General features: G+C 52.6%; 18 protein-coding genes. 10 read left to right on the plus strand and 8 right to left on the minus strand.

The window, feature by feature from the left end; all coding sequences use genetic code 11:
• Positions 1-67: 67 nt before the first annotated feature.
• The 3 genes from xni to queF all read right to left on the minus strand — a co-directional run bounded on the left by xni (position 68) and on the right by queF (position 3,278).
• Entirely contained in the window at positions 68-820 is a 753-nt protein-coding gene (gene xni / locus EDF78_RS17940) for a flap endonuclease Xni (protein ID WP_119822829.1), read from the minus strand.
• A gap of 78 nt (positions 821-898) precedes the next feature.
• Positions 899-2,263: a nucleotide 5'-monophosphate nucleosidase PpnN gene (gene ppnN / locus EDF78_RS17945; RefSeq protein WP_095923226.1), complete on the minus strand. Its 1,365-nt coding sequence runs from the start codon at positions 2,261-2,263 to the stop codon at positions 899-901.
• Positions 2,264-2,432: 169 nt separating this feature from the next.
• A complete protein-coding gene (gene queF / locus EDF78_RS17950; RefSeq protein WP_119822828.1) occupies positions 2,433-3,278 on the minus strand; it encodes an NADPH-dependent 7-cyano-7-deazaguanine reductase QueF in 846 nt (281 codons plus the stop codon).
• A gap of 76 nt (positions 3,279-3,354) precedes the next feature.
• Here queF and syd point away from each other — a divergent pair, with 76 nt between their 5' ends.
• Complete coding sequence (gene syd, locus EDF78_RS17955) at positions 3,355-3,906, plus strand: SecY-interacting protein (RefSeq protein WP_119822827.1); 552 nt, start codon at positions 3,355-3,357, stop codon at positions 3,904-3,906.
• Between the two features lie 635 nt (positions 3,907-4,541).
• Here the strand turns inward: syd and EDF78_RS17960 are convergent.
• Complete coding sequence (locus EDF78_RS17960; RefSeq protein WP_133823604.1) at positions 4,542-5,780, minus strand: MFS transporter; 1,239 nt, start codon at positions 5,778-5,780, stop codon at positions 4,542-4,544.
• Between the two features lie 189 nt (positions 5,781-5,969).
• Between EDF78_RS17960 and EDF78_RS17965 the strand changes: the two genes are divergently transcribed.
• The 3 genes from EDF78_RS17965 to EDF78_RS17975 are packed head-to-tail and all read left to right on the plus strand — an operon-like array spanning position 5,970 to position 7,569.
• Positions 5,970-6,284, plus strand: coding sequence for a YqcC family protein (locus tag EDF78_RS17965; protein ID WP_095923222.1), 315 nt, complete (start codon positions 5,970-5,972; stop codon positions 6,282-6,284).
• A 1-nt stretch (position 6,285) separates the two neighbouring features.
• Complete coding sequence (gene truC, locus EDF78_RS17970) at positions 6,286-7,065, plus strand: tRNA pseudouridine(65) synthase TruC (RefSeq protein ID WP_095923221.1); 780 nt, start codon at positions 6,286-6,288, stop codon at positions 7,063-7,065.
• Between the two features lie 54 nt (positions 7,066-7,119).
• Entirely contained in the window at positions 7,120-7,569 is a 450-nt protein-coding gene (locus tag EDF78_RS17975; RefSeq protein ID WP_095923220.1) for a flavodoxin, read from the plus strand.
• Between the two features lie 89 nt (positions 7,570-7,658).
• Here the strand turns inward: EDF78_RS17975 and EDF78_RS17980 are convergent, their stop codons facing one another.
• The 4 genes from EDF78_RS17980 to map all read right to left on the minus strand — a co-directional run bounded on the left by EDF78_RS17980 (position 7,659) and on the right by map (position 12,645).
• The gene (locus tag EDF78_RS17980) at positions 7,659-8,048 is read right to left on the minus strand and encodes a DUF3461 family protein (protein WP_013574189.1); all 390 of its coding nucleotides are present in this window, start codon (positions 8,046-8,048) and stop codon (positions 7,659-7,661) included.
• Between the two features lie 135 nt (positions 8,049-8,183).
• Positions 8,184-9,008, minus strand: a complete 825-nt coding sequence (gene dapD / locus EDF78_RS17985; RefSeq protein ID WP_119822824.1) for a 2,3,4,5-tetrahydropyridine-2,6-dicarboxylate N-succinyltransferase — start codon at positions 9,006-9,008, stop codon at positions 8,184-8,186.
• 46 nt (positions 9,009-9,054) lie between these two features.
• Positions 9,055-11,745: a bifunctional uridylyltransferase/uridylyl-removing protein GlnD gene (glnD, locus tag EDF78_RS17990; protein ID WP_119822823.1), complete on the minus strand. Its 2,691-nt coding sequence runs from the start codon at positions 11,743-11,745 to the stop codon at positions 9,055-9,057.
• A gap of 108 nt (positions 11,746-11,853) precedes the next feature.
• On the minus strand, positions 11,854-12,645 hold the full coding sequence (gene map / locus EDF78_RS17995; RefSeq protein ID WP_015696090.1) for a type I methionyl aminopeptidase: 792 nt from the start codon (positions 12,643-12,645) through the stop codon (positions 11,854-11,856).
• Positions 12,646-13,012: 367 nt separating this feature from the next.
• Here map and rpsB point away from each other — a divergent pair, with 367 nt between their 5' ends.
• The 6 genes from rpsB (at position 13,013) to ispU (ending at position 18,689) form a co-directional block, all read left to right on the plus strand.
• The gene (gene rpsB / locus EDF78_RS18000; RefSeq protein ID WP_095923217.1) at positions 13,013-13,738 is read left to right on the plus strand and encodes a 30S ribosomal protein S2; all 726 of its coding nucleotides are present in this window, start codon (positions 13,013-13,015) and stop codon (positions 13,736-13,738) included.
• 147 nt (positions 13,739-13,885) lie between these two features.
• A complete protein-coding gene (tsf, locus tag EDF78_RS18005) occupies positions 13,886-14,737 on the plus strand; it encodes a translation elongation factor Ts (protein WP_095923216.1) in 852 nt (283 codons plus the stop codon).
• A 158-nt stretch (positions 14,738-14,895) separates the two neighbouring features.
• Positions 14,896-15,627, plus strand: coding sequence for a UMP kinase (pyrH, locus tag EDF78_RS18010; protein WP_095923215.1), 732 nt, complete (start codon positions 14,896-14,898; stop codon positions 15,625-15,627).
• Positions 15,628-15,735: 108 nt separating this feature from the next.
• On the plus strand, positions 15,736-16,293 hold the full coding sequence (gene frr, locus EDF78_RS18015) for a ribosome recycling factor (RefSeq protein WP_013574196.1): 558 nt from the start codon (positions 15,736-15,738) through the stop codon (positions 16,291-16,293).
• Between the two features lie 156 nt (positions 16,294-16,449).
• On the plus strand, positions 16,450-17,643 hold the full coding sequence (gene ispC / locus EDF78_RS18020; protein ID WP_119822820.1) for a 1-deoxy-D-xylulose-5-phosphate reductoisomerase: 1,194 nt from the start codon (positions 16,450-16,452) through the stop codon (positions 17,641-17,643).
• A gap of 287 nt (positions 17,644-17,930) precedes the next feature.
• Positions 17,931-18,689, plus strand: a complete 759-nt coding sequence (ispU, locus tag EDF78_RS18025; protein WP_095923213.1) for a (2E,6E)-farnesyl-diphosphate-specific ditrans,polycis-undecaprenyl-diphosphate synthase — start codon at positions 17,931-17,933, stop codon at positions 18,687-18,689.
• Positions 18,690-18,694: the final 5 nt, after the last annotated feature.

The raw sequence follows: 18,694 nt of genomic DNA on the forward strand, positions 1-18,694 counted from the left end.
CGCCTTCCTGCCACTCGGATTATTCAGAGTATCTTTCCTGAGCGCTTCCTTTTGAGAAGCGCTTTTTTTATGGCAGGCGCAGTTGCTGTAAGTTGCCGTCCAGCGCGACGTCGGTTTGCAGCGTCGACACCCGTTTGCAGGCATAGGCCAGTTCCCGGTGCTCCTCCAGCTTATGACGCCATTTTTCCGGCACGCCTTCCAGATTGTCGTAAAGCGCATCCAGCGAGCCAGTTTGCGTCAGCAAGGTGACCGCTGTTTTCGGGCCAATGCCCGGCACGCCCGGAATTTTGCTGCTGCTGATCCCCGCCAGTCCCCAGTAGTCGGTCAGCTGGTGCGGCAATACACCAAAGGTTTCCTGCACAAAAGGCATATCCAGCCAGCGTTTCTGGAAGTAATCGCGGATCTGGATATTCGGTGCCAGTAACTGACAGTAACCTTTGTCCGTTGAAACGATAGTGACCTGATGACCGCCCGCCGACACTTTTGCTGCCAGCGTCGCCGCCAGATCATCGGCTTCATTCCCCGCCGAGTGCCAGCAGGCGATGCCCTGTGCTTCGAAACCGGCTTTCAGGCTGGGCATTTCCGCGAACAGGTTGTCCGGCATCGGTGAACGTCCGGCTTTGTAGTCCGGCAGGCACTGATGACGCCAGCTGTCGGCGCGGTCGTCTTCATCGAACACGGCGACGGCATGAGTGGGTTGTGTATGTTGGATCAGTTGCCCGATGGCATTCTGGCAGGTCACCAGACAAGGCGAGCCCTGCACCGCATGGATCCGGCGGATCAGGTTCAGGGCATCGATAATCAGCAGATGTATAGCCATGATAATCTCCATAATAAAGGCGACTCGCGTCGCCCTTAGATCTGCTTCAGAAGTGTGACTGGCCGTATATTCAGTCGGTCAGGCACAAATCTCATAACAAGGGATGTACGCGCTGCCCGGCAATTTCATGCGGTGCTGTGCGACAAAACCTTGCAGCAGGCTGTCCATTTTTTTCATTAAGGCCGGGTCACCGTGCAGTTTGAAGCGCCCGTGTTTTTCGATGGCGTGGATCCCAAATTCTTTGACGTTACCGGCCACAATCCCGGAGAAGGCGCGGCGCAGGGCAGCGGCCAGTTCCTGTGGCGGCTGGTTTGGATAAAGATTCAGGTTCGCCATATTTTCGTGATTTGGCTCGAACGGATGCTGTAAATCAGGCGCAATACGAATCGACCAGTTGAAGCTGTAGGCATCACCGCTGTTACGGCGGTTCTCTTTCACCAGCGGCATAGCGTGTTTCATCTGACGGGCGACTTCGGTCGGATCGTCGATAATGATGGTGTAGAACTTACAGGCTTCCTCACCCAGCGTCTCTTTAATGAAGGCATCGAGAACGTGGAAATAGTCGGCGCTTTCTTTCGGGCCAGTGAGGATCAGCGGTAAAACCTGATCGCTGTTTTCCGGATCCATCAGAATGCCCAGCAGATACAGCAATTCTTCTGCCGTGCCCACGCCGCCCGGGAAAATAATGATCCCGTGGGCAATGCGTACGAACGCCTCAAGCCGTTTTTCGATATCCGGCATGATGATCAGTTCGTTAACCAGCGGATTCGGTGGCTCGGCGGCAATAATCGAAGGCTCGGTCATGCCGATAAAGCGTCCGGCTTTGTAGCGCTGCTGCGCGTGACCCACGGCGGCGCCTTTCATCGGCGCTTCCATCGCACCCGGCCCACAGCCGGTACAAATGTTCAGTTCGCGCAATCCCAGCTGGCTGCCGACGTTACGGGCGTACTGGTATTCGATTTCATTGATGGAATGGCCGCCCCAGCAGACCACCATGTTCGGATCTTCATCCAGATGCAGGGCGCGGGCGTTGCGTAAAATAGAAAACACCAGGTTGGTCAGATGCGCTGAATTTTCGGTATTCAGATTCTGGTAGCGACCGGCGTTGTCGATTTGCCCGCTGACGAAGAGGATATCGCGCAGGACGGCAAACAGGTTGGCCTGCAACGAGCGGATAATCCGGCCATCAACAAATGCATCTTCCGGCGGATTCACCAGTTCAAGTTTCACGCCACGCTCTCTGCGCAGCACATTGATATCAAAGCTTTCGTAACGATCGAGGAGTTCTTTACTGCTGTCAGTCTGGCTGCCGCTGTTAAGCACGGCCAGAGAACAATTCCGGAAAAGTCGGTACAGGTCGCTGCTCGCGGTGCGTTTAAGCATGTCCACTTCCAGCTGCGACAACAAATCCATTGAGCCTAACGGGCTGATATGTGTAATCAAAGTTGCTCCTTGACACCAACGGGTGCAGTGATTAGTTCTGCTACCTGATGACGGCGCATGATTTTTCGGATCATGTTTTTTGCGCCGTCTGTGATTAACAGTAACCGCGTCATCAGGCTTTTACCAATGCTGACAGAGCGTTAGCTCAGATCTTGAGCAACGTCTCGCATTATTGTCTGACAAGTCTCGCTGTTGCAGGTTCAAACGGGAAGTTGGATCGCCATGGGTTGATGTCCAGACCGCCGCGGCGTGTATACCGCGCATAGACGGCAAGCTTTTCCGGCTGGCAGAAGCGCAGAAGATCATTGAAGATGCGTTCGACACATTGTTCGTGGAATTCGTTGTGATGGCGGAACGACACCAGATAGCGCAGCAAAGCTTCGCGGTCGATTTTCGGGCCGCGATACTGGATTTGCACGGAACCCCAGTCAGGCTGATGGGTGATCAGGCAATTGGATTTCAGCAGATGGCTGACCAGTGATTCTTCAACGATATCCTCGCCTTTGGCCGTCGCCAGATAATCCGTGCTGAATTCGTAACTGTCGATTTCAATGTCCTGATCATCGATGCAAACGCCGTCAAAATGTCCGACCGGTGAGCCTTCAATCTCCGACAGGCGGCTGACAGTTACCGTAACATCACCTTGTGCGCAGGCGCTTAAATCGCGGGTTAAGGTTTCCTGCACGGACTGCCAGTCCGGGAATACCGTCTGGTTGAAACTGTTCAGATAGAGCTTGAAGCTTTTGGACTCGATCAGGTTCTGGCTGTTAGCATTCAGACTGATTTCGCCCACGGCAACCTGCGGCAACCCTTTAGCATTGAGCCACGACAGTTCATACAGCGTCCAGATATCTGCGCCATGAAAGGGCAGGTTGTCAGGGTATAAACCCAGGGGTTCGCGGTTCATGCTGCGTGGCACGGCCTGTAATAAAGACGCGTCGTAGTGATCGACATAAGCCGTACTTTTACCCAGCGTCAGTTGCGCCAGGGCGGGGTTATCCTGATATGAGGACATGCTGTCACCTTACGAAATAGGTACAATAAAGAATAATCCCTAGTTTACCCCAGCCTTACCGGAAGATGAGAGAATTATGGAGTCTGAAGTTTCTGTAGCATTGCGTGAATTTACTCAGCGTTATGTCGATCTCTGGCAACAGGAAACCGGCATGCCGCCCGCCAGCGAAGCCCTTTTGGGTATGGCGTCACCTTGTGTGGTGAAAACGGAGGAAGATAAGGTTTACTGGCTGACGCAGACGTTTATCCCGGAAGCAACGCTGCAAAATGTGGAGCGCGCGCTGGAATTACAATTGCGTCCCGAAGCCCATGCGTTTTACACCACGCAATATGCCGGTGACATGACCGCCAGCTGGCAGGGAAATGCGCTGACGTTATTGCAGGTCTGGAGCGAGGATGATTTCACCCGCTTGCAGGAAAATCTGATCGGCCATCTGGTGACGCAAAAGCGGCTGAAACTGACGCCAACGGTCTTTCTGGCGACCACCGATTCTGAGCTGGATATGGTCTCGTTATGCAATGTGACCGGCAATGTGCTGCTCGAACAATTCGGCAGTAAAAAACGCACTATACTCTCGCCATCGTTGCCAGAATTTCTTACAATGCTGACCGCTGTTTACCCCGCCTGATTTATATCCGTTGAACACCCCATCCCGCAGAGCACAAATGGCTCACAAGCGTGTGAGAGATCTCTCACAAAGGCTGTAAGAGATCTCGCTAATTTGACTTAATTATCTTCTGCGGTAAATGTGTTAACTATTAAAAAACAATAATTTAGGTTTTAAATGGGGTGTGAGGCGGCTTACGCCCCCTGAATATGGCTTACAGCCTGTCTTGCCCGGAAGGGCGAAATCAACGATTCTAGTCGGGCAGAAAGGAAGCATGAAACAGAACATCAGGATGATGGCTGATTCATCAAGAAGGGGACGACTCAGGAAGAGTCAGGACGGCATCGGATTATGCCAGGATGTTTCAGGACGAAACCAGGGACACCTCCAGGACGGAGAAGAGAGCTCACAAAGGAAGCTGAGCGGGTCACAGATGACCAAGGGATTTCAGTCAGGATGACTTAGGACAGACCGTCAGGATGAAAGTTGGACGATGCGAAGGACAGCCGGTTAGGATAACCGCAGGAAAAGTTTTCAGGGATTGAGCAGGGAGCACTTAGGTAGCTGGATTGCTATAAAACGAACCGGGGGCACTGTGTAAACAGTGCCCCCAACTTTTTGTCTCAATAAAATTTTCCCGCCGGACACTCCCCCTGTCAGCCTATTGCCCCTAATACATCATCCTGTCCCTGCTTTTTCGGTAACAGGAATAACGTTGCGAAAATATCCAGCAGATAAATTGCCGCCAGCAAAGTAATGGCCGCGGTAAATGACACCTGCGCCACCAGCATGCCGATCACCAGCGGACCAAAACCGCCGACACCGCGTCCAAGGTTAAATAACAGATTTTGCGCCGTCGCCCGGACACGCACCGGATAGAGATCGGAAATCAGCCCGCCGTAACCGCCAATCATGCCATTCACAAACATGCCCATCAGCGCGCCCGCGAATAACATCAGCGTCGGGTCAGTCAGTTGTGCGTAACACACCACCATCACGACTGCACCAATCTGATAAATCAGGAAGATTTTCCAGCGCGGGAAACGATCCGACAACATGCCGAACAACCAGATGCCAAAGGTCATGCCGATCACTGTTACGGCGGTCCACAGGCCGGATTTGGTCAGCGAAAAACCAAAGTTTTTCGACAGGTAACTTGGCATCCAGATCATCAGTCCGTAATAGCCAAAGTTCTGCACGGAACAGAGGATCAGAATACCGAGGCTGGCTTTGGTGGTGGTTTTATCGCGGAACAGTAATTTAATGCGGCTGAACAGAGAGCCGTCATTGCTGGCGGTGGCGCTTTTTACGAAAGCTTCCGGTTCGCCCATTGTCCGGCGGATCAGGAAAGACGCCAGCGCGGGCAGCAGACCGACCAGGAACATGCCGCGCCAGCCGATAATACCGAGCAGAAGTGGCGTCAGGAAGGCCGCCATTAACACGCCGAGCTGCCAGCCCATGCCGACGTACGCCGAGGCACGGTTGCGTTTTTCGGCAGGCCAGGCTTCTGCGATCAGCGCCATGCCGATCCCAAATTCACCGCCCAGCCCGACACCGGCCAGCGTGCGGTAAATCAGTAAATCCCAGTAACCTTGTGCAAAGGCACACAAACCGGTGAACAGGGAGAACATCAGGATAGTGAAAGTCAGGACGCGGATACGGCCGAAACGGTCGCTGATCGGACCAAAAATCACGCCGCCCAGCACCGCGCCAATTAGCGTCCAGGTCACCAGTGAACCGCTTTGTGAGGATGACAGGCCAAATTCGCTGGTGATGGCCGGGAGCATGAAACCGAGGATCAGTAAATCGAAACCGTCCATGGCGTAGCCGGTGACGGAGGCCAGCATGGCTTTGGCGGGTGTTGCATGGGCTTTTTGAGTGTGTTTTGCGGACATGAGGACACATCTGTAAAGAAAAAAGTGGCGGTAGTTTGCCCGTATCGGGCGTTTATCGCCACCATGAAAATCTTATGGTTGAATAGATAAAATGGATACGATGCAGAAAGTTGGGGCATCAGTCCTTCAATGTTATGCTTTGCGCCCCTGGCGGAGGCTGCCCGGGGCCATGAACGAAGAGAGTCATTGATGAATACAGAAAACCAGGTTCGCCAGATTTTAGAAGACATCGAGCAGGCCATGCGCGATGACAAATTGTGGCATGCCACGCCGCCGGAACCGGAAGCCTTTGAAAGCAAAGAGCCGTTCTCCGTGGATACCCTGTCGGCTGAGCAATGGTTGCAGTGGGTGCTGATCCCGCGCATGTACGCCTTGCTGGAAGCCGATGCGGCACTGCCCACCCGTTTTGCTATCACCCCCTATTTTGAAGTCGCGATGCCGGAAGCAATCCGTTTGCTGACCCAGCTGCAACGCCTCGACGATTTGCTGAATATAGAAGACTGACATGCTGGAAATTTTGTATCAGGACGAACATCTGGTCGCAGTGAATAAACCTGCGGGCATGCTGGTTCATCGCAGCTGGCTCGACCGGCATGAAACGGTGTTTGTGATGCAGACATTGCGTGACCAGATTGGTCAGCATGTGTTTACGGTTCACCGGCTGGATAAGCCGACATCCGGCGTTTTACTGCTGGCGCTGTCCAGCGACGTGGCGCGTTTGCTGTCGCAGCAGTTTGAAAATAACCAGATGAGCAAGACGTATCACGCCGTGGTGCGCGGATATGTGCCGCAGGACGGCACCCTTGATTACGCGCTGACCGAAGAGCTGGATAAAATCGCGGATAAGTTTGCTAACCCGGATAAAGCGCCACAGCCCGCCGTCACGCATTATCGCGTGGTGGCGCAGGTGGAAATGCCGGTGGCGGTCGGGCGTTATGACACGGCCCGCTACAGCCTGATGGAACTGAAACCGGACACCGGCCGTAAACACCAACTGCGCCGGCATATGTCGCATTTGCGCCATCCGATTATCGGTGACAGCGCCCATGGTGATTTAAAGCAAAACCGCGGCATGACGCAGCATTTCGGCTGTTCAGGATTGATGCTTCACGCCAGCCATATGCAACTGCCACATCCGGTGACCGGCGAATTATTATCGCTGCACGCCCGCTGGGATCACCGCTGGCAAAACGTGGTGACGCAGTTTGGCTGGCAGGGGAAAATCCCTGAGCTTGAAAGGGTTGAGTTTGCTGAAACTTGCCGTCAGGATAATGAACAAATTTAAGATCTCCGCACGATATTTTGGCGGGGGAGCGACCATCACACAGGAGTGAAGCTCATGGCAGAAGTCGGAATTTTTGTCGGTACGGTATACGGCAATGCGTTACTCGTCGCAGAAGAAGCGGAAACCGTGCTGAAAGGCCAGGGCCATGACGTGAAACTGTTTGAAGAAGGCACGCTGGAAGCCTGGCAGTATTACCGTCATCACTTTGTGCTGATCGTGACATCCACCACCGGTCAGGGCGATTTGCCGGACAGCATCGCGCCGCTGTATGTGGCGATCCGCGACACCGTGGGTTATCAGCCGGAACTGCGTTACGGCATGATTGCGCTGGGCGACATCAGTTACGATCATTTCTGCGGCGGTGGTCATAAGCTGGATGATTTATTGCAGGAGCAGGGCGCATCACGCGTGGGCGAAATGCTGGAAATCGATGCCATGGAAACCGCCGAGCCGGAAACTGTTGCTATCCCGTGGGTAGAAAAATGGGGCCAGTTGCTGAAATAAAAAGCCGCTGTTCTCCGGTTTCGCGCAATTAAAAAGGTCAGGCAAATGCCTGACCTTTTTTGTATTCAACGTATTCCCTGCGGAATTTATCAGCGACCGTTGGTGAGTTTTTCCAGATCAGATTCAATCTCAGAAATTTTATTCGCCACCACGGATTCGAGATGACGCAGGTCATCAAGAATTTTACGTTTCAGATCCACTTCCACCTGATCGCGCTGACAAATCTGATCCAGCTCATCAATGACATAACGCAGGTTCGGGCTGATTTCATGGATTTCTTTGTAGCCTTGCCCTGCGTTGTCGGCAACGATGGTTTTGCGCTGGCGCGGGTATTTAAACTTCACGCTTTTTGCAAAAAACTCGCCTTTATCTCTGCGGAAATAGATCTTCAGAATGTCGTTATTGGCCTCCTGACGCAGGCTGTAACGATCAATATCGTCGGGATTATTAATGCCCAGGCTTTTCAGATTGTCATACATAGCGCTACCTTCGTTTAGGAGAATATTTAACGGTCATGATGAACCGAAGAAGAATTCGAATCGTTGATTAATGACACAATTTGCCATCAGCAAGATAAAAAAATAGCGGGTAACTGATACCCGCTATTTTTAATCTTAGTCGATGGTACGCAATAACTCATTCAGGCCGGTTTTGCCCAGGGTTTTTGCATCCACTTTCTTGACGATAACCGCGCAGTACAGGCTGTATTTACCGTCTTTGGACGGCAGGTTACCGGAAACCACTACCGAGCCAGCCGGCACGCGACCGTAATGCACTTCGCCGGTTTCGCGGTCATAAATTTTGGTACTCTGACCGATGTAAACGCCCATGGAAATCACAGAGCCTTCTTCAACGATCACGCCTTCAACGATTTCTGAACGTGCGCCGATGAAGCAGTTGTCTTCGATGATGGTCGGGTTAGCCTGCAAGGGCTCCAGCACGCCGCCGATGCCCACGCCGCCGGACAGGTGTACGTTTTTACCGATCTGCGCGCAAGAGCCGACAGTCGCCCAGGTGTCTACCATGGTGCCTTCATCAACGTAAGCGCCGATGTTGACGTAGGAAGGCATCAGCACGGTGTTGCGGGCAATGAATGCGCCTTTACGCACGGCAGCCGGGGGCACCACGCGGAAACCTTCACGCTGGAAACGCGCTTCGTCGTAGTCAGCGAATTTCATTGGCACTTTATCGAAGTAACGGCTTTCACCGCCTTCCATTACCTGGTTGTCATTGATTCTGAACGAGAGCAGTACCGCTTTCTTCAGCCACTGATGCGTCACCCATTCGCCATCAATCTTCTCAGCCACGCGCAATTCGCCGCTGTCGATTTTGCTGATAACCTGAGTGATGGCGTCGCGCGTTACGCTGTCAACGTTAGCCGGGGTGATGTCCGCACGGCGCTCGAAGGCTTGTTCAATAACGGTTTGTAGTTGCTGCATCCTGTTCTCTTTCCTGAATTGGTTTTAAAAGATAGTGGTACTTGTATCACATTTTATCGCCAGGGTTGAGTGCCTCAGTTAATCGGCGTGTGATTTCCTGGCGGGTTTGCTTATCCAGCGCGCGACGCTCGCCATTTGCCAGAATAAATAAGTCCTCTACGCGTTCGCCGATGGTGGAGATTCGCGCACCGTGCAGCGAAAGCCCGAGATCAGAGAACACTTCCCCGACGCGGGCCAGCAGGCCGGGCTGATCGAGCGCCACCAGTTCCATATACGTCCGGCGATCCGTATGCGTTGGCAGGAAACTCACTTCCGTCTGTACGCTGAAATGCCGCAGTTTTGGCGAAGGACGTCGTGCCCGTGGCGGCTGATACGCTTGTGTCATGGACTGTTCCAGCGCGTAACGTATCGCTTCATGGCGATCCTGTGCCAGCGGGCTGCCGTCCGGCTCGAGCACGATAAAGGTGTCCATCGCCATGCCGTCGCGGTTGGTGAAAATTTGCGCGTCATGAATGCTCAGATTGCGCCTGTCCAGCTCACCGGCAACGGTGGCAAACAGATACGGGCGGTCGGGACTCCAGATAAAGATCTCCGTCCCTCCGCGTGTTGCCTGACGGCTGACCAGCACCAGCGGTTTGGTGGAGTCATGCTCCAGCAGATGTCTTGCATGCCACGCCAGCTGATTCGGCGAGTGACGCAGGAAATAATCCGCCCGGCAACGGCTCCAGATCCGGTGCAGCGCTTCTTCATCAATGTTATCCATGCGCAGCAATGCCAGTGCCTGCAGACGGTGATGGCGCACACGTTCGCGCAGATCCGGCGTGTTTTGCATACCGCGGCGCAGCTGTTTTTCAGTGGCAAAATACAGTTCGCGTATCAGGCTCTGTTTCCAGCTGTTCCATAAGGTTTCGTTGGTGGCGCAGATATCCGCCACGGTCAGACTGACCAGATAACGCAGACGCACTTCGCTTTGCATTTCGGCAGCGAACTGCTGAATTTCGTTAGGATCCTGAATATCGCGCCGCTGTGCCGTGACCGACATCAGCAAATGACAGCGAACCAGCCACGACACCAGCTGGGTTTCGCGGGAGTTCAGCCCGTGCAGCTCAGCAAATTCCAGCACATCCTGCGCGCCGAGAATGGAGTGATCGCCGCCACGGCCTTTGGCGATATCGTGGAACAACGCCGCCATTAACAACAATTCAGGCTGCGGCAGGCGCGGGTACAATTCCACGCACAAAGGATGCTTTGGCCGCGTCTCTTCATGGGCAAAACTTTCCAGTTTTTGCAGCACGCGGATCGTGTGTTCATCCACGGTGTAGGCGTGGAACAAATCAAACTGCATCTGCCCGACGATTTGTCCCCATTGCGGCATATACGCCCACAACACGCTGTGGCGATGCATCGGCACAAGCGCACGCGAGACTGCACCGGGATGGCGCAGGATACCCATAAACAGCTCGCGCGCCTGCGGGATCATGCACAGCGGCTCTTTGAGATGGCGGCGTGCATGGCGCAGCAGGCGCACGGTGGTGGAATAGATACCTTTGATTTCACGGTGGCGCACCATCAGATGGAACATGCTGATAATGGTTTCCGGACGGCGCTCAAAGAGCGTGCTGTCGCGCAGATCAATCAGATCACCACGCAACTGGAAATCGTCATCCAGCGGGCGCGGTTTCTCATTCGGGCCTATGGCCAGAATCGCCTCATCGAACAACTGCAATAACATCTGATTCAGCTCGCCGACCCGGCGGGTCATGCGGTAGAAATCCTTCATCATGCGTTCGACAGGCTGGTTGCCTTCGCCCTGATATTGCAGCAGTTGCGCCACGCTTTGCTGACGGTCAAACAGCAGACGGTTGTCGTAGCGGGGCAGCAGCAAATGCAGCGCAAAACGGATGCGCCACAGGAAACTCTGGCATTCGAGCAGTTCGTTGCGCTCGGCTTTGGTCAGAAAACCAAACGCTACCATTTCATCGAGCGATGTCGCGCCAAAATGACGGCGGGCGACCCACAGAATCGTGTGAATGTCGCGCAGGCCGCCGGGGCTGCTTTTGATGTCCGGCTCAAGGTTATAACTGGTGCCGTGATAACGCTGATGACGTTCATTCTGTTCATCAATTTTGGCGCGGAAAAAGTTTGGCGAAGGCCAGAATCCGTCGCTGAAAATGTGCTTCTGCATGCTGAGAAACAGCGCGACATCGCCGCAAATCAGACGGGATTCGATCAGGTTGGTGGCTACCGTTAAATCGGCCAGCCCTTCCAGCAGACACTCTTCCAGCGTACGCACGCTGTGACCGACTTCCAGCTTGAGGTCCCACAGCAAGGTAATCAGTTCGCCAATCCGCAATGCCTGTTCATCGTTAAGGCGTTTCTGACTGAGCACCAGCACGTCGATATCAGATAAAGGATGCAGCTCACCACGTCCGTAACCGCCCACGGCAACCATCGCGGTTTCAGGAATATTGTCGAAGCCGTAGAACGTCCACAGACGTTGCAACAGCTGATCGATGTAATGCGTCCGGGCATCCACCAGCTCTTCCGCCCGTTGCCCCGCATTGAAGGCATCCGCCAGCCACGCCTGAAACTGTTCCATGTGCTGTTTCAGGCTCTGACGGTTTAAATCGTCATCCGGATAAACAGAAGGGGACGCGGGCTGTGGCGGAAAAGTGCGGGTGAGATCCTGCGGGGTTTGCAGTTGCAGGTTCTTTTCAGCAGAGAAGTTTTCAATCATGGGTGCGCAGCCCTACACGTGAGAGACCAATAAACGTGAAAGATAAAAAAACCGGCTTTCGCCGGTTTGATTCACAGATTTATACCCTCTCCGCAGAGCGGGTGACTGTTAGTCGTGCGTCAGAATAGCCGGGATGGTGTCATCCTTACGCAGCGTCATAATTTCACAACCGTTATCTGTCACCACAATAGTATGCTCGTACTGAGCCGACAAGCTGCGATCTTTAGTTTTTACTGTCCAGCCGTCTTTCATGGTGCGGATACGGTAATCGCCCGCGTTGACCATAGGTTCAACCGTGAACGCCATCCCCGCCTGCAACACCACGCCGCCGTCATCCGCATCGTAATGCAGAACCTGAGGTTCTTCGTGGAAACCTTCACCGATGCCATGACCGCAATATTCGCGTACCACCGAGAATTTCTCGGCTTCCACGAACTTCTGGATCTCTTTACCCAGCGTGCGCAGGCGGATACCCGGCTTGATCATGCGCAGCGCGATATACAGGCTTTCCTGGGTGATGCGGCACAGGCGTTCGCCAAGGATTGTGGGTTTACCCGCGATGAACATTTTTGAAGTGTCACCGTGGAAACCGTCTTTAATGACGGTCACGTCAATGTTGACGATATCGCCATCTTTAAGGATTTTATCTTCGCTCGGAATGCCGTGGCACACCACTTCGTTAACGGAGATACACACGGATTTCGGGAAACCGTGGTAATCCAGACAGGCAGAAACCGCCTGTTGTTTGTTCACGATATGATCGGCACAAATGCGATCCAGCTCGCCGGTGCTTACGCCCGGCTTGACGAAAGGCTCAATAATTTCCAGCACTTCCGCGGCCAGACGGCCCGCCACGCGCATTTTTTCGATATCTTCAGGGGTTTTGATTGAAATAGCCATGTGTTGTCCTGCAGGTTCTGTGCATCAGGTGTGCTTTATTTCTACACCGATGTCGTCAATAATTAGCTGTGGCTTATGGTATCAGCCCTGATATTTGCTGCCAAACTATCATTTCCCGGAGAGCAATCCGGTGAACAAAAGTTGCTGCCGGGCCGTTATTTATGGTATAAAGCGCGCCGGCAATCCGCTCTGAGTCTTACGACGCTGAGGGATTAAAGCCAAAATCACTCATTGTGTACTTATTAACGTAAGTAATAACACACACGTATCGACACATACGCCGGGGTGCCCTGGGAATTCGTTCTACAGGGTCGGTTGTATGGGATACGTGGAGGCATAACCCCAACTACTTAATAGAGGTTTTATCATGGCAACTGTTTCCATGCGCGACATGCTCAAGGCCGGTGTTCACTTCGGTCACCAAACCCGTTACTGGAACCCGAAAATGAAGCCATTCATCTTCGGCGCTCGTAACAAGGTTCACATCATCAACCTTGAGAAAACTGTTCCAATGTTCAACGAAGCTCTGGCTGAGTTGCAGAAGATCTCCTCCCGTAAAGGTAAGATCCTGTTCGTTGGTACTAAACGCGCAGCAAGCGAAGCGGTAAAAGAAGCTGCACACAACTGCGACCAGTTCTTCGTGAACCATCGCTGGTTGGGCGGCATGCTGACTAACTGGAAAACCGTTCGTCAGTCCATCAAACGTTTGAAAGATCTGGAAGTTCAGTCTCAGGACGGCACTTTCGAGAAGCTGACCAAGAAAGAGGCGCTGATGCGTACTCGCGAACTGGCTAAGCTGGAAAACAGCCTGGGTGGTATCAAGGATATGGGTGGTCTTCCTGATGCTCTGTTCGTTATCGACGCTGATCACGAACACATCGCAATCAAAGAAGCTAACAACCTGGGTATCCCGGTATTCTCCATTGTTGATACCAACTCCGATCCGGATGGCGTTGACTTTGTTATCCCTGGTAACGATGACGCAATCCGTGCAGTAAATCTGTACCTGAGCGCTGTTGCTGCCACTGTCCGTGAAGGCCGTTCGCAAGATCTGGCTGTTCAGGCAGAAGAAAGCTTCGTAGAAGCTGAATAATAAGGCAAGCTCAGCAGAGCCCTTATTAACCAGGTATTGAAATATGTTGGTTAGGGGGCCTTTATTGGCCCCCTTTGCTTATCTTAAATGCGAGAAATATCTCACCGCAAAATACTTTTTTGCCCTGAGATAATCGAGGAAAATACAATGGCTGATATTACCGCTGCCCTGGTAAAAGAACTGCGCGAACGTACTGGCGCGGGCATGATGGATTGTAAGAAAGCTCTGGTTGAAGCAAATGGCGACATCGAGCTGGCAATCGAAAACATGCGTAAATCTGGCGCGATCAAAGCTGCGAAAAAAGCAGGCAACGTTGCTGCTGACGGCGTGATCAAAACCAAAATCGAAGGCAACTTCGGCGTGATTCTGGAAGTTAACTGCCAGACTGACTTCGTGGCTAAAGATGGTGGTTTCCAGGCATTCGCTGACAAAGTGCTGGACGCTGCTGTTGCAGGCAAAGTGACTGATGTTGAAGTCCTGAAAGCTCAGTTCGAAGAAGAGCGTATTCAGCTGGTTGCTAAAATCGGTGAGAACATCAACATCCGTCGCGTTGCGATCCTGGAAGGCGATGTACTGGGTAGCTACCTGCACGGCGCACGTATCGGTGTTCTGATTGCTGCTACCGGCGCTGATGAAGAACTGGTTAAACAAGTTGCGATGCACGTTGCAGCAAGCAAACCAGAATTCGTTAAGCCTGAAGATGTGTCTGCTGACGTAGTCGAAAAAGAGTACCAGGTTCAGCTGGACATCGCGATGCAATCTGGCAAGCCAAAAGAAATCGCAGAGAAAATGGTTGAAGGCCGCATGAAGAAATTCACCGGCGAAGTTTCTCTGACTGGTCAGCCTTTCGTTATCGACCCAAGCAAATCTGTGGGCCAGGTTCTGAAAGAGCACAACGCTGACGTGACTAACTTCATCCGCTTTGAAGTGGGCGAAGGTATCGAGAAAGTTGAGACTGACTTTGCTGCTGAAGTTGCAGCAATGACCAACAAGTCTTAATCAGTACCTGATACACCCAAAATGGAACCGCTGCGAAAGGGCGGTTCCGTTTTATCCAGCCCCATATTCCTATTACATTGTACGTATCGTCATTCAGACCGCGCTATGATGTAAAGACCGACTATCCATTAAGACACATTGCTTCTAGGACAGACACCATGGCTACCAATGCGAAACCCGTTTATCAACGTATCCTGCTCAAACTCAGTGGCGAAGCCCTGCAGGGTAGTGAAGGTTTTGGTATCGACGCGAGTGTATTAGATCGTATGGCTCAGGAAGTGAAAGAGCTGGTCGAACTCGGCATTCAGGTAGGCGTTGTGATCGGCGGCGGTAACCTGTTCCGTGGCGCTGGCCTCGCACAGGCGGGCATGAATCGTGTTGTAGGCGACCATATGGGTATGCTGGCGACTGTCATGAACGGCCTGGCAATGCGCGATGCATTACACCGTGCGTATGTTAACGCACGCCTGATGTCTGCAATTCCTCTGAACGGTGTTTGTGATAATTACAGCTGGGCGGAAGCCATCAGCTTGCTGCGTCATAACCGTGTGGTGATTTTCTCCGCCGGTACCGGCAATCCTTTCTTTACCACTGACTCTGCAGCGTGCCTGCGTGGTATCGAAATCGAAGCTGATGTGGTATTAAAAGCCACCAAAGTTGACGGCGTTTATTCTGCTGATCCGGTGAAAAATCCGGAAGCGACGCTGTATGAAAGACTGACCTATCAGGAAGTGCTGGAACAGGAATTGAAAGTGATGGATCTGGCGGCCTTTACCTTGGCCCGCGATCACAATCTGCCAATTCGTGTTTTCAACATGAATAAGCCTGGCGCACTGCGTCGCGTGGTGATGGGTGAAAATGAAGGGACGCTGATTTCTAAAGCGGAGTGATCCTTCACAATTGAACATTGCGTTCAGCCAGCCTCTGCTGGCACGAGTATTCACGGACTATACTGATGTTATGGTCTGCCAGGTAACCCGCTTTCAAAGGTTAACAACGTGATTAACGAAATCAAAAAAGACGCTGAAATTCGTATGGAAAAATGCGTCGAATCATTCAAAACGCATATCAGCAAAATCCGCACCGGCCGTGCTTCACCAGGCATTCTGGATGGCATCATGGTGGAATACTACGGTTCAGCCACGCCTTTGCGTCAGCTGGCGCAGGTCACGGTAGAAGATTCCCGTACTCTGGCCATCTCCGTATTCGACCGTTCTATCAGCGCAGCCGTTGAAAAAGCGATCATGACTTCTGATTTGGGTCTGAACCCCTCTTCAGCCGGCGCAACGATCCGTGTTCCATTGCCAGCACTGACCGAAGAACGTCGTAAAGACCTGATCAAAGTCGTTCGTGGCGAAGCAGAGCAGGGTCGTGTCTCTGTGCGTAACGTCCGCCGCGATGCGAACGACAAAACCAAAGCACTGTTGAAAGATAAAGAAATCAGCGAAGACGAAGATCGTCGTTCTCAGGACGACATCCAGAAGCTGACTGACATCTTCATCAAGAAAATCGACGTTGCTCTGAGTGAGAAAGAAGCCGAGTTAATGGAGTTTTAATCCGGCCTGAATCTCTGCCAAAGCGCCGCAATTGCGGCGCTTTGTTTTTAAGGAGATTTAATTTTTTACCGGTTCGCACAATCTCATAGACAAGCCAGATAAGAGGTTTCAGACTGTGCACTTTCCGAATTTACGAGCGCTATCCCGGGCATTTTCATGAAACAAATGACTATTCTTGGTTCGACAGGGTCTGTCGGCACCAGCACGCTTTCCGTTGTCCGGTCTAATCCTGACGATTTCTCTGTTAAAGCACTGGTTGCAGGATGCAATGTTGACGTTATGGCGCAACAGTGTCTTGAGTTCCGCCCTGCGTATGCCTGCATGGCAGATGAATCCTCCGCCCGCCTGTTGCGGGCAATCCTGACCGAACAGGGAAGCCGCACTGAAGTTCTGTCCGGGCCCGACGCGGCGATGGAACTGTCTGCCCTTGATGATGTGGATCAGGTGATGTCAGCCATTGTTGGCGCTGCGGGATTGTTACCGACGCTGGCTGCGGTTCGTGCAGGCAAACAGGTACTGCTGGCGAACAAAGAATCGCTGGTGACCTGCGGCCGTATCTTTATGGATGCCGTTCGTCAAAGCCAGTCTCAGCTTCTGCCTATCGACAGCGAACATAATGCGATTTTCCAGAGTTTGCCTGAATCCGTTCAGAAACAGCTGGGATATGCTTCACTCAAAGAGCATGGGATTTCCCGTATCGTGTTAACCGGCTCCGGCGGGCCTTTCCGTGAATTACCGCTCGACAGGTTCAGCGACGTCACGCCTGATCAGGCCTGTGCACATCCGAACTGGTCGATGGGACGGAAAATCTCCGTCGATTCGGCGACCATGATGAATAAAGGGCTGGAGTACATTGAAGCGCGCTGGTTGTTCAACGCATCGGCAGCGGAAATGGAAGTCATTATCCATCCTCAGTCGGTGATCCATTCTATGGTGCGATATTGCGACGGAAGTGTGCTTGCTCAGCTGGGTTCCCCAGATATGCGCACGCCGATTGCGCATGCAATGGCTTACCCGCAAAGAGTGAAAACCGACGTCGACGCGCTGGACTTTTGTAACATGGGCGCAATGACCTTCAGTGCGCCAGATTATGCCCGCTATCCGTGCCTGCAACTGGCCATTGAAGCCAGCAATACCGGGCAGGCAGCCACGACGGCGCTCAATGCGGCTAACGAAATTTCAGTCGCGGCTTTCCTCAATGGCGAGATCCGCTTTACGCATATCGCGTCGGTTAACCGCCAGGTGATGGAAGAGTTAGTCAGCGCCGAACCCACTTCCGTTGAGGAAGTGCTGGAGATCGACACACAGGCGCGTGCCAGTGCAAGAGAAAAACTTCGTACATTTGCGTGATAACGCTGTTTTAGTACTTATGCAGCAGTTTGTTAGCATCACATTGAAATGGTATAGTCTGCGCCACACTGACAGTAGATTCGGCTTTTCACAGCCTGAACAGTACAGGTGGAATCGGTGAGCTGTCAGCGCAAGCCGTGCCTGCAAGGGAGACACGGCTTTTTTGCGCGTGTAGTCGCATCATGATAAACAGGCGCAGCGCAAGCTAACCGTCACGGCGTAAGCCAGAAAGAGTTAGGCACGCTGGAAAGCCGTTGTGTTCTGATAAAAGGAAATGAGTACGCGTTATGTCCCTCGAAAATCAACAGATGTCTGATATGTGTTGCTCTCAACCTCGCCATGTTGCCATTATCATGGACGGTAACGGACGCTGGGCAAAACGTCAGGGTAAAATGAGGGTATTCGGTCATAAAGCGGGAGTGAAATCAGTGCGCAAAGCGGTCAGTTTTGCTGCCAGTCATCATTTAGATGCTCTCACGCTTTATGCCTTTAGCAGTGAAAACTGGAATCGTCCGGCTCAGGAAGTCTCTGCATTGATGGAGCTGTTCGTCCGTGCACTGGACAGTGAAGTCAAAAGCTTGCACAAACATAATGTCAGGCTGCGGATCATTGGCGATGTCAGCCGTTTTAGTGCTCGTCTGCAGGAACGCATTCGTCGTTCAGAAACACTTACTCAAAATAACGACGGTCTTACGCTCAACATCGCTGCAAATTACGGTGGCCGGTGGGATATTATTCAAGGCGTTAAGACGCTGGCGGGTCAGGTCGAAGCCGGTACTCTGCGGGCAGAGCAAATTACAGAAGAATTGCTGAATTCAGCGGTCTGTATGAGCGAACTGGCACCCGTCGATTTGGTGATCAGAACCGGTGGGGAACATAGGATCAGTAACTTCCTGTTATGGCAAATTGCCTATGCAGAACTGTATTTTACCGATGTCCTCTGGCCTGATTTTGATGAAAATACCTTTGAAGGTGCGCTGACTGCTTTTGCACAACGTGAGCGCCGCTTCGGGGGGACTACACCTATCGGCGCTGATGCGTCCTAGGGAGA

It is taken from the genome of Rahnella sp. BIGb0236 (genome assembly GCF_004364755.1).
Classification (GTDB): domain Bacteria; phylum Pseudomonadota; class Gammaproteobacteria; order Enterobacterales; family Enterobacteriaceae; genus Rahnella; species Rahnella victoriana.

Coding starts and splice junctions, on each gene's coding strand:
- truC (WP_095923221.1), top strand. CDS start 6,286: ATGCTGGAAATTTTGTATCAGGACGAACATCTGGTCGCAGTGAATAAA.
- rpsB (WP_095923217.1), top strand. CDS start 13,013: ATGGCAACTGTTTCCATGCGCGACATGCTCAAGGCCGGTGTTCACTTC.
- syd (WP_119822827.1), top strand. CDS start 3,355: ATGGAGTCTGAAGTTTCTGTAGCATTGCGTGAATTTACTCAGCGTTAT.
- queF (WP_119822828.1), bottom strand. CDS start 3,278: ATGTCCTCATATCAGGATAACCCCGCCCTGGCGCAACTGACGCTGGGT.
- xni (WP_119822829.1), bottom strand. CDS start 820: ATGGCTATACATCTGCTGATTATCGATGCCCTGAACCTGATCCGCCGG.
- EDF78_RS17965 (WP_095923222.1), top strand. CDS start 5,970: ATGAATACAGAAAACCAGGTTCGCCAGATTTTAGAAGACATCGAGCAG.
- dapD (WP_119822824.1), bottom strand. CDS start 9,008: ATGCAGCAACTACAAACCGTTATTGAACAAGCCTTCGAGCGCCGTGCG.
- pyrH (WP_095923215.1), top strand. CDS start 14,896: ATGGCTACCAATGCGAAACCCGTTTATCAACGTATCCTGCTCAAACTC.
- EDF78_RS17980 (WP_013574189.1), bottom strand. CDS start 8,048: ATGTATGACAATCTGAAAAGCCTGGGCATTAATAATCCCGACGATATT.
- ispC (WP_119822820.1), top strand. CDS start 16,450: ATGAAACAAATGACTATTCTTGGTTCGACAGGGTCTGTCGGCACCAGC.
- map (WP_015696090.1), bottom strand. CDS start 12,645: ATGGCTATTTCAATCAAAACCCCTGAAGATATCGAAAAAATGCGCGTG.
- EDF78_RS17960 (WP_133823604.1), bottom strand. CDS start 5,780: ATGTCCGCAAAACACACTCAAAAAGCCCATGCAACACCCGCCAAAGCC.
- tsf (WP_095923216.1), top strand. CDS start 13,886: ATGGCTGATATTACCGCTGCCCTGGTAAAAGAACTGCGCGAACGTACT.
- ispU (WP_095923213.1), top strand. CDS start 17,931: ATGTCCCTCGAAAATCAACAGATGTCTGATATGTGTTGCTCTCAACCT.
- EDF78_RS17975 (WP_095923220.1), top strand. CDS start 7,120: ATGGCAGAAGTCGGAATTTTTGTCGGTACGGTATACGGCAATGCGTTA.
- glnD (WP_119822823.1), bottom strand. CDS start 11,745: ATGATTGAAAACTTCTCTGCTGAAAAGAACCTGCAACTGCAAACCCCG.